Annotated in this window: 11 protein-coding genes; 6 read left to right on the top strand and 5 right to left on the bottom strand. The window is 65.1% G+C overall.

Going from position 1 to position 13641, the window contains the following annotated elements; all coding sequences use genetic code 11:
* Positions 1 to 27: 27 nt before the first annotated feature.
* From N1F91_RS12535 to N1F91_RS12515, 5 genes are all read right to left on the bottom strand, one after another.
* Positions 28 to 1209 carry an ABC transporter permease gene (locus N1F91_RS12535; protein WP_289992547.1) on the bottom strand — a complete coding sequence of 394 codons (1182 nt, stop codon included), beginning with the start codon at positions 1207 to 1209 and terminating at the stop codon, positions 28 to 30.
* Positions 1206 to 2201: an ABC transporter permease gene (locus N1F91_RS12530; RefSeq protein ID WP_289992546.1), complete on the bottom strand. Its 996-nt coding sequence runs from the start codon at positions 2199 to 2201 to the stop codon at positions 1206 to 1208. The genes N1F91_RS12535 and N1F91_RS12530 overlap by 4 nt, the downstream gene beginning before the upstream one ends.
* A gap of 6 nt (positions 2202 to 2207) precedes the next feature.
* Positions 2208 to 4103 carry an ABC transporter substrate-binding protein gene (locus N1F91_RS12525; RefSeq protein WP_289992632.1) on the bottom strand — a complete coding sequence of 632 codons (1896 nt, stop codon included), beginning with the start codon at positions 4101 to 4103 and terminating at the stop codon, positions 2208 to 2210.
* A gap of 5 nt (positions 4104 to 4108) precedes the next feature.
* Positions 4109 to 6019 carry an ABC transporter ATP-binding protein gene (locus N1F91_RS12520; protein ID WP_289992544.1) on the bottom strand — a complete coding sequence of 637 codons (1911 nt, stop codon included), beginning with the start codon at positions 6017 to 6019 and terminating at the stop codon, positions 4109 to 4111.
* A 173-nt stretch (positions 6020 to 6192) separates the two neighbouring features.
* Positions 6193 to 6795 carry a histidine phosphatase family protein gene (locus tag N1F91_RS12515; protein WP_289992542.1) on the bottom strand — a complete coding sequence of 201 codons (603 nt, stop codon included), beginning with the start codon at positions 6793 to 6795 and terminating at the stop codon, positions 6193 to 6195.
* Positions 6796 to 6888: 93 nt separating this feature from the next.
* Here N1F91_RS12515 and N1F91_RS12510 point away from each other — a divergent pair, with 93 nt between their 5' ends.
* From N1F91_RS12510 to N1F91_RS12485, 6 genes are all read left to right on the top strand, one after another.
* Positions 6889 to 9363, top strand: a complete 2475-nt coding sequence (locus tag N1F91_RS12510) for a mechanosensitive ion channel family protein (RefSeq protein ID WP_289992540.1) — start codon at positions 6889 to 6891, stop codon at positions 9361 to 9363.
* 25 nt (positions 9364 to 9388) lie between these two features.
* The gene (locus tag N1F91_RS12505; protein ID WP_289992539.1) at positions 9389 to 10237 is read left to right on the top strand and encodes an FkbM family methyltransferase; all 849 of its coding nucleotides are present in this window, start codon (positions 9389 to 9391) and stop codon (positions 10235 to 10237) included.
* A gap of 270 nt (positions 10238 to 10507) precedes the next feature.
* Positions 10508 to 11374, top strand: a complete 867-nt coding sequence (locus N1F91_RS12500) for a glycine betaine ABC transporter substrate-binding protein (RefSeq protein WP_289992631.1) — start codon at positions 10508 to 10510, stop codon at positions 11372 to 11374.
* A 75-nt stretch (positions 11375 to 11449) separates the two neighbouring features.
* Positions 11450 to 12073, top strand: a complete 624-nt coding sequence (locus N1F91_RS12495; protein WP_289992537.1) for an ABC transporter permease — start codon at positions 11450 to 11452, stop codon at positions 12071 to 12073.
* Positions 12070 to 12717 carry an ABC transporter permease gene (locus tag N1F91_RS12490; RefSeq protein WP_289992535.1) on the top strand — a complete coding sequence of 216 codons (648 nt, stop codon included), beginning with the start codon at positions 12070 to 12072 and terminating at the stop codon, positions 12715 to 12717. Before N1F91_RS12495 ends, N1F91_RS12490 begins: the two co-directional genes overlap by 4 nt.
* Positions 12714 to 13640 carry an ABC transporter ATP-binding protein gene (locus tag N1F91_RS12485; protein WP_289992532.1) on the top strand — a complete coding sequence of 309 codons (927 nt, stop codon included), beginning with the start codon at positions 12714 to 12716 and terminating at the stop codon, positions 13638 to 13640. The genes N1F91_RS12490 and N1F91_RS12485 overlap by 4 nt, the downstream gene beginning before the upstream one ends.
* The last annotated feature ends 1 nt before the right edge of the window (position 13641 follow it).

The following is a 13641-nucleotide window of genomic DNA, read 5'->3' as shown; positions in this document are numbered from 1 at the left end:
CAGCCGGCACGAGACCGGCTGCAGACGTCACGTCGCGTGATAGGGATCAGCCGCGTCGCGCAGACCGTCGCCGAGGAAGTTGAAGGCGAGGATGACCAGGATGACCGGCACCACCGGCAGGATGAGCCAGGGGTAGAGCGCGACGACGTTGATGTTCTGCGCCTCGTTGAGCAGCACGCCCCAGCTCGTGACCGGCGGCCGCAGGCCGAGTCCCAGGAAGGAGAGTGCCGTCTCGCCGAGAATCATCGTCGGGATGGTGATCGTCGCAGATGCGATCAGATGGCTCATGAAGCCCGGGATCAGGTGCCGGAAGATGACGCGCGGCGGCGATGCGCCCATCAGTTCGGCCGCGACCACATACTCCTCCTCGCGCAGCGACAGGAGCTTCGAGCGCACCGCACGGGCAAGCCCCGTCCAGTCGATCAGGCCGAGGATGATGGTGATGCCGAAATAGACCACGATCGGCGACCACGTCACCGGCATGATGGCGGCGAGCGCCAGCCAGAGCGGAATGCTGGGCAGGCTCTGCAGGACCTCGATGATGCGCTGCACGACATGGTCGATCCAGCCGCCGTAATATCCTGCCATGCCGCCGATGCTGATGCCGAGAAGGAAGGACACGGTGATGCCGATGAGGCCGATGGTAAGCGATATGCGTGTGCCGTAGATGATGCGCGAGAGAACGTCGCGCCCGAGCCGGTCGGTTCCGAGCAGGTAGAAATAGCCGTTCTCGGCCGGGCAGACCAGGTGCAGGTTGCTCTCGATCACGCCCCAGAAGCGGTAGCTGTCGCCCTGGCAGAAAAAGCGCAGAGGCTGCACGTCGGTCATGTCGGGAACGTATTCGCGCTTCAGCGTCTCCATGTTGAGCTTGTAGTCGTAGCCATAGACGAACGGCCCCACGAAACTCCCCTCGTGGAAGAGGTGAATCCCCTGCGGCGGCATGTAGATCGCCTTCACGTCGCGCCGCTCGAGGCTGTAGGGCGCGAGGAATTCGCTGATCAGGATCGAGGCGTAGATCAGCAGCAGGAAGATGCCGGACCACACCGCCGCGCGATGCTTCCGGAATTTCCACCACATCAGCCTCAGTTGCGAGGCGAAGTAGACCTTCTCCTGCTCCGGCGAGAGCTTCTCCACGCCCTGCGGGTCGAACGGCGTCTGCGAGACGAAGTGGCTGATCGCCTCCCCGTCCGGCGGGATGGACGTGCTCATCGACGCCCTCCCTGAAGCCGGATTCGCGGATCGAGGATCGCCAGCGCGATGTCGGAGACGAGGACGCCGATGACGGTCAATGTGGCGAGGAACATCAGGAAGGAGCCTGCAAGATACATGTCCTGGCTCTGGAGCGCGCGGATGAGCAGAGGACCCGTGGTTTCGAGCGACAGCACGATGGCGACGACCTCCGCACCGGAAATCACCGCCGGCAGGATGGAGCCGATGTCGGCGATGAAGAAGTTGAGCGACATGCGCAGCGGATACTTCAGCAGCGCCCGGGTGGGCGGAACGCCCTTGGCGCGGGCCGTCACCACGTACTGCTTCTGCAGTTCGTCGAGCAGATTGGCGCGCAGGCGGCGGATCATCCCGGCCGTGCCGGCCGTGCCGATCACGATCACCGGGATCACCATGTGCTCGGCCATCGACGAGAACTTCGCCCAGCTCATCGGCTGGTCGATGAACTCCGCGTCCATGAGGTGGCCGATCGACGTGCCGAACCAGACGTTGGCGAAGTAGAGCAGTATCAGCGCCAGCAGGAAGTTGGGCGTGGCCAGCCCGAGCAGCCCGAGGAAGGTCAGTCCGTAGTCGCTCCAGGAATACTGGTGCGTGGCCGAGTAGATGCCGATCGGGAAGGCGATCAGCCAGGTGAAGATGATCGTGACGGTCGAGACCAGGATGGTGAGCCACAGGCGGTTGCCCACCACGTCGCTGACCGGCAGTTCATATTCGAAGGAATAGCCGAAATCGCCCTGGAGCATGCCGCCGACCCAGGTGAAGTACCGCTCGATCAGCGGCTGGTCGAAGCCGTACTCCTGCTTGAGGTACTCGATCTTCTTCGGATCGACGGTCTCGCCCTGCGCCTGCAGTTCCGCGACATAGGTTTCGAAATAGTCGCCCGGGGGCAACTCGATGATGACGAAGACGAGCGCGCTGATGAGAAACAGCGTCGGTATCGCGGCCAGAAGGCGATAGGCGATGTAGCGCAGCAACGCACGCTACTCCTTGTCGAACCAGAAGGTGTCCGGCATGTAGACGCCGAAGAAGCTGACCGGCGAGAAGGCGTAGATGCCCTCGTCGGGAACGTTCTTCAGCGTGTTCCGGACCACCACGGGCTGCAGGACGCCGTTCACCGTGCCGATCGTGTAGACCCGGTCGGTGAAGATCGTCAGCATCTCGTGCCAGATCTTCGTGCGTTCCTCGGTCGTGGAGGAGACGCGCCAGTCCTGGAAGAGTTCGGCCAGCCGCGCGACCTCCGGAACGTCAATCTTTTCGCCTGCCATGCCGTTCGTTTCCAGGAACTGGCCCCATTGCGGCCAGATGCCCTGCACGGACGAAACCGGCGCCAGTTCCTCGGGCGGCATGTCGGGCGTTGCGAGACCGACATTGAGGCCCGCCCATACCGACATCATCGTCTCTCCGGAAAGGAAGCGGCGACGCATGTTGTCGAGCTGCATGGCGCGCGAGAAGACCTTGATGCCGAGCGCGCCCCAGTATTCCGTCACAAGCTGCGTGACGTCGGTCTCCTCGGTGCCGCCGGACATCTCGATGATGAGTTCGGCGCGCCGCCCGTCAGGCAACAGCCGCACGCCGTCGGCGCCACGCTTCAGGCCGATCTCGTCGAGCAGCGCGTTGGCCTTGTCCGGGTCGTACTCCGCGTAGGCCTGCGCATATTGCGGCTTGTAGAGCGGCGAGCCTTCCAGGACGGAGTTGGCCGCAGGCTGCGCCAGCCCGAAATAGAACTGCTGGTTGATCTCCTCGCGATGGATGCCCAGCGACAGGGCGCGGCGGAAGCGGACGTCGCGGAAGAGTTCGCGCCACACCGGATCGACGACGTTGAGGTTCGGCAGGTAGGCGACCTGAGAACCGGTGCCGTCCTTCCAGAGCTTGACGTCGAACTTGTGCTGCTCGCTCGACTCCTTGAGGAAGGTGAAATTGTCGAAGCGCAGGTAGCGAGCCTGCAGGTCGCTGTCTCCGGTGCCGGTCTTGGCCGGAATGATGTCGGCCGAGCTGATGCCGAGATAGACCTCGTCGATATAGGGCAACTGCTTCCCCTCCCCGTCGACGCGGTGGAAATAGGGATTGCGCTTGAAGACGAAGCGCTCGGCCGGCGGCGGCGTGGTGTTCATCCACGGCTCGAGCGTCGGCAGCTCGGGGTTCTCCGGCCGGTAGGCGCGCGCCTTCACCGTGTGCAGGGCCACCCAGTCGCGCGAGCCGTTCTGCGCCACCTTGGCGGCGAGTTCGTCGGCGGCGACGTATTTCTCGTGGAACTGCTTCAGGTAGTGCGCCGGCTGGGCGATGTAGTTCGGGCTCGCCCCGGCCAGCGACGGCAGGAATTGCGGGTTGGGCTTCGCCCAGGTGTAGCGGACGGTCAGCTCGTCGAGCACCTCGAACGTCGGCAGTTCGCCGTCGACCAGCATCACCGCCGAGGCGCCGCCGCGCGACAGGGCATCGTTGGTTTCGACGTCTTCCCAGGCGTAGCGGAAATCCTCCGCCGTGAAGGGCTCGCCGTCCGACCAGCGGTGGCCCGGCCGGAGGTGGAAGGTGAAGATCCGACCTTCATCGACCTCGAAGCTTTCGAGGATGTCGGGCACGATCTCGAGCTGCTCGTTGAAGCCGACCAGGCGCGAATAGCCGTAGATCGTCATCATGCGGATGTCCTTGGCATCGGCCATCAGCATCCGGAGCGTTCCACCGTAGGCGCCGTTGCTCTTGCCGTGCGCAGCCATGTCGATGACGCGCGGGACGTCCGGCAGCCGCTCCTCCATCGGCGGAAGCTTGCCGCTCTCGACGGCCTCCTTCAGCGACGGCGGCTCTTCGGCGAAACCTGCCGACATTAGAGTGAAGGTTGCGGCTGCGGCCATCGCCGCTAGCCCCCAGGCACGGCTGATGATCGTGGTCATGCGTAGATCCTTTCACGGGATGGCATGTCGCGCGCCAGGACGAGGTGTCCTTCGCCGACCTGAACGAGCGACAGATCCCTCCCGTCGCCGTCCAAGCTCTGGAATTCCGGCGGCCAATGGTCGCTCGGATCGGATTCGTCCCCGCCCTGGGCGGTAAAGTCGAGCTTGCGGTCCAGGTTGACGCTCGGAACCGCGCTCAGGAGCTTCTGCGTATAGGGGTGCATCGGACGGGCAAATAGCGTCTCGCAATCGGCGATCTCGACGATCCGTCCGCGCCGCATCACGGCGATGCGGTCGGCGATGTACTTCACCACCGCGAGGTTGTGCGAGATGAAAACCATCGTCAGCGACAGCTCGTCCTGCAACGATTTCAACAGGTTGAGAATCTGCGCCTGCACCGAGACGTCGAGTGCGGAGACCGGCTCGTCGCAGATGAGGAGATCGGGCGCGAGCGCGAGTGCGCGGGCGATGCCGATGCGCTGCCGCTGACCGCCGGAAAACGAGTGCGGGTAGCGATTGAGGTGGCTGGTCTGCAGTCCCACCATGGCCATCAGGTCGGCGGCCGTCTGGGTGATCTCGCGCGCCCCGCCCTGCCGGTGAATCTCGAGCGGCTCGCGCAGCGTGTTCAGGATGGTCGAACGCGGGCTCAGGGATCCGAAGGGATCCTGGAAGACGATCTGGATGCGCTTGCGGAACTCCTTCAGGGCGCGGCCGTGGAGTTTGCGGACGTCGCAGTTCACTTCGCCATTGTCGAACAGGATCTCTCCGCCGTCCGCCTCTGTCGCGCGCATGATGAGCTTGCTGACGGACGACTTGCCGCAGCCGCTCTCGCCCACGATGCCGAAGCACTCGCCGCGCCGCACGTCGAAGGACACCCCGTTGACGGCATGGATCTGGCGGTTCTGCCCGCCGAACCAGCTTCCCGACTTGATGGTGTAGGTCTTCTGGAGGTTGCGCACGGTGAGCAGCGGCTTGTCGGAAGAGCAGCGCCCTTCGCTTGCCCGGCGCATCGAGCCGGGGATCACCTTGTCGATCTCGCGCAAGGCGACCAGTTTCTCGCCGCGCTCCATGTCGAGATCCGGTACCGCCTTCATCAGCGCGCGCGTGTAGGCATGGCCCGGATTCGTGAAGATATCCTTCAGCGGCCCTGCTTCCAGGATCTTGCCGTGATAGATCACCACCACCTCGTCGGCCATGTTGGCGACGACGCCGAGATCGTGCGTGATCAGAAGCAGCGACATGCCGAGGCGGGCCTGCAGCGACTTCAGGAGCCCGAGCACCTGCGCCTGCACCGTCACGTCCAGCGCCGTCGTCGGCTCGTCGGCGATCAGCAGCGCCGGCCGGCAGATCAGCGCCATGGCGATCATCGCGCGCTGGCGCAGGCCACCCGACAGTTCCATCGGATACATGTCGTAGGCGCGGGACGGGTCGGGAAAATCGACGAGCTTGAGCATGTCCTCGGTCAGCGACCGCGCGTCGCCCCTGGCCACCTCGCGGTGCAGCACGAGCGCTTCCTCGACCTGATTGCCGATCGTGTGGAGCGGCGACAGCGAGGTCATCGGCTCCTGGAAGATCATGGCGATGCGCCCGCCGCGCAGTTCGCGCATCTCCGCCTTGTTGGGATCGAGGGCGGCGATATCGATGTCGGAGCCGGGGACGAGAGGGTCGCGGAACCGTATCTTTCCGCCGGTGACCTTCGCCACACGCGGCAGGATGCCCAGGATCGCCTGGGCGATGATGGACTTGCCCGAGCCGGACTCGCCGACGAGGGCGACCGTCTTGCCCGCCGGAATCCGGAAGCTGACGCCCTTCACAACCTCGATGCTGCTTTGCTGTATCGCGATCGAGATGCGCAAGTCCTCGATACGCAGCAAGTCCCGTCTGTCGCCCAAGTCGATCTGTCCCATCCCTGACGGTCTCTTACGCCCGGCCGTCTTGCCCCTGCGGCCGGCGGCGGCAGAGAGCCTGACCGGGCGAGGAATTGCCGGGAGTTTTGCAATTCCCTCTCCCGGCGGCAAGAGGCGGAAGAGGCCTATTCTCAATTTGCTGCAAGTATGCCCCCAAACCTACATTTCGACGATCAGATCTCGTCGAGCCGGCCGTTCGACCAGCGAAAGACGCGGTCGTGCGGTATCGCGCGACGCATCGTCTCGTCCCTCCCGAGTCCCTCTAGCACCCCGATCATGACACGCAGATTTCCGCTGTGCGTCACGATTATTGGTAACGCGTCGGAGGCGAGACTGTGTGTGAAAAATTTCATTCTGGCATCAAGATCGGCATAGCTCCCGCCGCCCTCCGGGGCGAAATTCCACCGGTCGGCCTTGCGGGCTCGACGTTCCTCGGGAAATCGCGCCTTCACCTCGTGGGTGGTCATGCCTTCCCAATGCCCGAACCCGGCTTCGGCGAGACGATCGTCGCTCTCGATCGACCTCTCGGGCATTGCGAGTCGACGGCCCAGGATGCGCGCCGTCTCCATGCATCGGGCAAGCGGCGAACTGACGAGGCGCACACGACTCCTTGCTCCCTCCACGTCGGCGAGATGATCCGCCAGTCGCTGCGCGTTCGCTTCGGCATCGGCCCTTCCGGCCGGCGACAGCGGTATGTCGGCCATGCCCTGGAAACGCCCTTCCTCGTTCCAGGCGGTCCTGCCATGCCTCACGAGGAAGAACGTGGTGTTGATCATGATTTATCTTGTCATCGCGGACGGCTATGCCATGCCTATCGACGGGCGCAAGCCTTGACAATGAGCGGGGCGAAGGGAGTGGACATGGCTGCCATGGCGAGACTGATGCGTGCTTGTCCTCGGCTGTTGGCGCTCGCCGTCATGGCCGTCCTCTCCGCCGCCTTGGTCCCTTCGGCGCAGGCGCAGGTACCGCTCAAGATCCTGACGCAGGCCAAACCCGCGGAGGCCCAGGGCTCGTCCGGTTTCGAGGCGCTCCTGCAGCAGGCGGAACGTGACGGCTCCACCGTCATCATCATGCAGCCCGGCGGTGGCCCGCAGGCAGGGGCGCCGGAGATGCCGATGGCGATGGCGCTCTCCAGCGAGAGCCTGCTGAAGGCACGCGAAAGCCTGAAGCGAATGGTCGCGAATTCGCTGATCTATGTCGACTACCTTCCGGAGGCGCTGAAGGGGGCGAGCCCGGACGGAACGGCTCTCTGGCTGCTGATCGCGCTCGCCACGGCGGTCGGAGGTCTGGTGGCTGGCCGGCTCGTCTTCTGGCAGGTCACGCGCTGGGCGCGCGGTCATTTCAGCCATCTCTATCGCGAGGACGAGACCGTTCTGTCGCGCAAGCTCGGCTACATCCTGTTCCGCGCCGGCTGGATGCTGCTCAGCGCCGGCATCATGTTCGTCACCGCCGTGCTCGTGGCGATTATCTTCGATTCCGGGCACAAACCGTCGCGCGACACGATCTTCGTCGTCGTCTCGACCTATGTGGTCTATCGCATCCTGCGGTCGGTGATATTCTGGAACTTCTTCGCTCCCAATTCTCCTGCCCATCGCCTCGTCAGGCTGTCGAACGAGGCCGCGCAGAGGCTGTTCAACCATTGGGCGGTCATGCTGTCGGTCGGCGCGATCGTGCTCGGGCTGTGCCGTTGGATCCTCATTCTCAATCCGCCCGGCAGCGTCACCGACATGTCGATGGTGGCCGTGAACCTGGACGCCCAGAACCTCGCCTTCATTCTCGGAATGCTGCTCTGTGCGGGGATGATGGGAACGCTGGCGATCGTCCACCGCCGCGAACTGGCGGGCGTCATCCTCGGGGCAGACGACCCGCAGAAGGCGCCGTTTCTCAATCGCGTCTTCGCCGCCGCGGCGCTGCCCCTGACGATCGTCTACCTGATCCTCGCCTGGCTCGTCAGCTCGGTCCGGCTGACGCTCGGCCTGCCCGGCGGCTACGTTCCCGTGCTCGCACCGATCATCGTCTTCGTCGCGGGCATCTTCGCCTACGCGATCGCAGCCTATCTGCTCGAGATCGTCTACGAGCGCCGCGCCGCCTCCCACCGCAGGCGTCAGCTCCTCAAGCAGCAGGCGGAGCGGCGCGCCTGGAGGCGTGCCCAGGCGTCCAAGGAGCTCATGTCCGAGATGAACGAGGACGTGCGCGACATGCTGGAGGACGGCGACGAAATGACCGTCATGGCGCCGGTTCAGGCGCCCTCGACCCAGACCCGGCCCTATTTTCCCGCCTTCAAGGTATTCTTCCAGAACACGATCCAGGCGACCATTCTCGTCGTCTGCGCCGGTGAGCTCGCCCGGCTGTGGGGGCTCGACCTCGGCCGCGAGGGAGGACATCCGGTTGCGGCCGCGCTCGACATCCTGCTCGTGGTGATCGTCGCCATTTCCTTCTACCGCGCGGTCAACGGCTTCATCGACTACAAGATTCTGGAAGAAGGCGGAACGCTCGACGGCCAGGTGAGCAGTCCCGGCGAGGGAGAGGGCGAAGGCGGCAAGAGCCAGTCGCGCCTGGCCACGCTGCTGCCGATCTTCCGCAACGTCATCGTCTCGCTGCTGGCGGTCTTCGGCACGATGGTGGTTCTGGCCAATCTCGGCGTCGACGTCGGTCCGCTCTTCGCCGGTGCGGGCGTCATCGGCATCGCCGTCGGCTTCGGCGCCCAGACCCTGATCCGCGACATCTTCTCGGGCGCCTTCTTCCTGGTCGACGACGCCTTCCGCAAGGGCGAGTACATCGAGGTGGGCTCGGTCAAGGGCGTTGTGGAGAAGATCTCGATGCGCTCCTTCCAGCTGCGCCACCATCTCGGTGCAGTCCACACTGTCCCGTTCGGCGAGATCACGCAGCTGACCAACTACTCGCGCGACTGGGTGATGATGAAGCTGCCATTGCGCCTGACCTACGACACCGACGTGGAAAAGGTGCGCAAGCTGGTCAAGAAGATCGGAGCCCGTCTGCTCGAGGATCCCGTCGTCGGGCATCTCTTCCTGCAGCCGCTGAAGTCGCAGGGCGTCTATGCCATGGAGGATTCGGCCATGATCATCCGCGTCAAGTTCATGACGCGGCCGGGCGACCAGTTCGTCACCCGCAAGGTCGTCTACGCCGCCATTCGAGAGGTCTTCAGCATGGAGGGCATCCGCTTCGCCCACCGCGAGGTGACGGTGCGACTGGCCGACGGCCAGAAGTCGGAGGAGTTGACCCGGGAGCAGAAGGAGGCGATCACCGGATCGGTCAGGGCCGTGATAGACGATGCCCAGGCCTTGGCGGCCGACGCCGGCAAGACCGTTGCCGGTGCCCTTTGACGACGAACGGATGAACCCGGCCAGCATGCCCCTGCCCCTCACGCCGATCGATGCGGCCACCGCCTTCGGAGAGCGTGCGCCCAGCCGCTTCGCGCGCCTTGTCTGGGCACTGACCGTTTCGGGCGACATCCCCCAGCCCCGGCGCAAGGCGATCCGCAAGCATTTCGCGAAGCGCTGCGCGGGTCCTTTCGACGTCACCGCGAGCGGCATCGCCTTCCGTGCCTATCCGGCGGAGAATCGCGACGACCGCATGCTGGTCGGCTGTGGCGAACTCCCGGAGGCCGAGGAACACGCGCTCATCGCCGCCCTGTTGAAGCCGGACATGGTGTTCGTCGACATCGGCGCCAATGTCGGCACCTACGCCCTTTACGTGGCAACGAGGGCCGGTCAAGGCGCGCGCGTGCTCGCCTTCGAGCCGCACCCGCGCACCTTCGCCAAGCTCGCCTACAATCTCGCAGCCAACCGCGTGACGGGTGTCCTCGCGAAGAACCTCGCCATCGCCGGCGAGGTCGGCACGATGGAGCTCTACTCCGACGGCGGCGGCAACATCGGTCATGCCTCGCTGCTGCGCGAAGGCGCCGGTGCGGTGCGTGGCTCGCAGGCCGTGCCCGTCGCGCCCCTGGCCGCCATCCTCGCCGAGGAAGGCATCGCGGCGGTCGATCTCCTGAAGATCGACGTCGAGGGCTTCGAGGACCGCGCCCTGCTGCCGCTCTTCGAACAGGCGCCCGAATACCTCTGGCCGAAGGCGATCCTGATCGAGACCGTGCTGTCGACGCTCTGGCAGCGCGATTGCCTCGCCGCCCTGGCCGACAAGGGCTATCGCCGCGCGGGCGAGACCGCAGAGAATGTCCTTCTGCTGCGCGCGACGACCTGACGCGCAGGACCGCGGGGATCAGGCAACCCGGGCGCCACAACGACCCGCAGCGCCGTGTCGGATCGAGGCGACGGCGGGACCAGCGTCCACTGCAGCAAGATTCTTGCGCATCCTGCGCTTCCGGCCGAAACAGATTCTTGCAATCGTTCGACGAGAAACGCGTTTTTGCGCGTGCGGTGCACAAATTGAAATGGCGGTGCTCGCAAAAGGGTGGCAGTCTGTGACAGAATTCCGATCCTCAATCAGGAGTGCACGATGATTTCCACGAAGATGAAGATGACCGGTCTCGCGGTAGCGCTCGCGATGGCAGGCGCCATGACGGCGCATGCCGAGCCGGTAAAGATCGGCAGCAAGAACTTCACCGAGCAGTTCGTCGTGGCGGAGATCTATGCGCAGGCGCTGGAAAAGGCAGGCATCGAGGTCCAGAAGCGCCTCAATCTCGGAGCGACGCAGATCGCCCACACCGCGCTGACCAGCGGCGAGATCGACCTCTACCCGGAATACACCGGCACCGCGCTCGCGGCGATCGTGAAGGGTGAGCTGACGAGCGACGCCGACCAGATCTATGCCGACGTCAAGACGTACTACGAGAACGAGCTGAACCTGACCCTGCTCGAGCCGACGGCCATCAACAACGGCTACGCCATCATCCTCCTGCCGGCGACCGCCGAGGCCAACAACCTCAAGACCCTCAGCGACCTCGGCCCCGCCTCCAAGGACCTGACCTTCGGCGCGGAAGGCACGTTTGGCGAGCGCAAGGACGGCCTGCCCGGGCTCGAGGCGGTCTACGGCATCAAGTTCAAGGAGTTCGTCCAGTTCGCCAAGCTCGGCATCCGCTACAGCGCGCTGACCAGCGAGCAGATCGACGTCTCCTTCGGCTTCTCCACCGACTGGCAGATCGAGGACAGCAAGCTCGCCGTTCTCGAAGATGACAAGAACCTGTTCCCGCCCTACTACCTGGTTCCGATGGTGCGCCAGGACGCGCTGGCGGCGAACCCGAAAATCGCCGAAGTGCTCAACAGGATCGCGCCGTTGCTGACCAACGAGAAGATGCGTGCGATGAACGCCGCGGTCGAGCGCGACCGCAGGGAGCCGGCCGAGGTGGCGGCGGAATTCCTCGCAGCGGAAGGTCTCTGATAGCAGGATTGCCCGCCCGCATGAGGCGCGGCGGGCAATCCCTTCCATGGGTTCTTTCGAAATGATGGTCCGCATTTGACCTGGGCACACAAGAACCTCGGTCTGATCGCCGAAGCGGCGGGCCAGCACCTGACGCTGTCGTTCCTGTCGGTCCTGATCGGCTGCGCCATCGCGCTCGTGCTGGGCGTGATCTCCGCGCGCCGCCCGCGCCTCTACGTGACGTTCCTGACGATTGCCGGCATCATCTTCGTCATCCCCAGCCTTGCCCTGTTCGCCTTCCTGATCCCGATCATGGGTCTGGGGATGAAGCCCGCGCTGACGGGCCTTTCCTCCTATTGCGTGCTGATCCTGCTGCGCAACGTGGTGACCGGACTGCGCAACGTTCCCGCCGAGGTGCTGGATGCCGCCGACGGCATGGGCTTCAGCCGCTGGCAGCGCCTCATCCGGATCGAGCTGCCGCTGGCGCTGCCCCTGATCGTATCAGGCATCCGGATCGCGCTCGTCACCGTCATCGGTATCGCCACCATTGCCGCCTTCATCGACGCGGGCGGGCTTGGCGCGATCATCCTGCAGGGCATCGACCAGAACTGGCCGGAGAAGATCATCGTCGGCGGCGTGCTGACGGCACTGATCGCCGTGTTCTTCGATCTCCTTCTCACCTGGATCGAGCGCCGGCTGCAGCGCTGGAGGCAGGCATGAACCTGCTGTGGCAAGCCTTCACCTGGATCCTCGACAATCCCGCCCCGTTCAACCGCGCGCTCTATCAGCATCTCGTGATGTCGGTCACGGCGATCGGCTTCGCGCTGGCGATCGGCCTGCCCCTTGCCGTGGTGATCCTGCGCCATGCAAGCTGGGCGTCCGCGGCCATCAACCTCGTCAACGGCATGCGCACGCTGCCGAGCCTCGCCATTCTCGCCATCATGATGCCGATCCTCGGCATCGGCCTGTGGCCCGCCATCGTCGCGCTGACGATCCTGGCGCTGCCGCCCATCCTCATCAACGCCTATGTCGGGCTGCGCGACGTCGACCCGGATTCGATCGAGGCGGCCGCCGGCATGGGCATGAGCAACGGCCAGATCCTGCGCAAGATCCGCGTGCCGCTGGCGGCGCCCGCCATGTTCGCCGGATTGCGCACGGCGTCCGTGCAGGTCCTGGCCGGCGCCACGCTCGCGCCCTTCATCGGCGGCGGCGGGCTCGGCGACTTCATCGCCGTCGGCGTCGCCGGCATGGACCAGTCGCGGCTGCTTGTCGGGGCGGTTCCCATCGCGCTGCTCGCGCTCGGCACCGAATTCACGCTCGGCCTGATCGAACGGATCTTCTTTGGAGAAAAACGCACCGCATGATCACCATGAAGAATGTGACCAAGCGGTTCGGCGCCGAGGCCGCGGCCGTGGACGACCTGACGCTGGAAGTCCCGGACGGCATCACCGTCGCGCTCGTCGGGCCTTCCGGCTGCGGCAAGACGACCACGATGCGCATGATCAACCGCCTGATCGAGCCCAGCAGCGGCGAGATCATCGTCGGCGGCCAGGATGTGAGAAAGGCCGATCCGGTGCAGCTGCGGCGGCATATCGGCTACGTCATCCAGCAGGTCGGCCTGTTCCCGCACATGACGATCGCCCAGAACATAGCCTCGGTGCCGAAGCTCCTCGGCTGGGACAAGGCGCGGATCGACGCGCGCAACCGCGAACTGATGGAGCTGGTGGGGCTCGAGATCGCCATGCTGGAGCGCTATCCGCGCCAGCTGTCCGGCGGCCAGCGCCAGCGCGTCGGCGTCGCCCGCGCATTGGCGGCCGACCCGCCGGTTCTGCTCATGGACGAGCCGTTCGGCGCGATCGACCCGATCGCCCGCCTGCGGCTGCAGAACGAATTCAGGCAGATCCTCGCGCGCGTCAGGAAGACCGTAGTGCTGGTGACGCATGACATCGACGAGGCCGTGCGCCTGGGAGACCGGATCGCCATCATGCGCGACGGGCGGATCGTCCAGTACGATACGCCGGACACCATCCTCTCCAGGCCCGTCGACGCCTTCGTGGAAAACTTCGTCGGCGCCGACCGGGCGCTGAAGCGCCTCACTCTGTTCAGCGTCGCCGATGTCATGGAGCGTGGAGGCGGCGACGCATCGCCTGCGCGCGTCGCGGCGGACGCTGATCTGCGCGATGCCCTGTCGGCCATCATCGCCGCGAAGGCCGAGGCCGCATCGGTCGTCGATGAAAAGGGCATGGTCGTCGGAACCATCAGCCGCGACCGGATCATGTCGATCTGAA

This window comes from Aquibium sp. ELW1220, from assembly GCF_030398385.1.
GTDB lineage: Bacteria > Pseudomonadota > Alphaproteobacteria > Rhizobiales > Rhizobiaceae > Aquibium.
Note: the sequence above shows the minus strand (reverse complement) of the source record. Positions and strands in the feature narration are given on the sequence as shown.

What these genes read in the sequence shown, in the direction of transcription:
- N1F91_RS12535 (WP_289992547.1), bottom strand. Translation starts at nt 1,209, where the DNA reads ATGAGCACGTCCATCCCGCCGGACGGGGAGGCGATCAGCCACTTCGTC.
- N1F91_RS12520 (WP_289992544.1), bottom strand. Translation starts at nt 6,019, where the DNA reads ATGGGACAGATCGACTTGGGCGACAGACGGGACTTGCTGCGTATCGAG.
- N1F91_RS12515 (WP_289992542.1), bottom strand. Translation starts at nt 6,795, where the DNA reads ATGATCAACACCACGTTCTTCCTCGTGAGGCATGGCAGGACCGCCTGG.
- N1F91_RS12510 (WP_289992540.1), top strand. Translation starts at nt 6,889, where the DNA reads ATGGCGAGACTGATGCGTGCTTGTCCTCGGCTGTTGGCGCTCGCCGTC.
- N1F91_RS12505 (WP_289992539.1), top strand. Translation starts at nt 9,389, where the DNA reads ATGCCCCTGCCCCTCACGCCGATCGATGCGGCCACCGCCTTCGGAGAG.
- N1F91_RS12500 (WP_289992631.1), top strand. Translation starts at nt 10,508, where the DNA reads ATGAAGATGACCGGTCTCGCGGTAGCGCTCGCGATGGCAGGCGCCATG.
- N1F91_RS12490 (WP_289992535.1), top strand. Translation starts at nt 12,070, where the DNA reads ATGAACCTGCTGTGGCAAGCCTTCACCTGGATCCTCGACAATCCCGCC.
- N1F91_RS12485 (WP_289992532.1), top strand. Translation starts at nt 12,714, where the DNA reads ATGATCACCATGAAGAATGTGACCAAGCGGTTCGGCGCCGAGGCCGCG.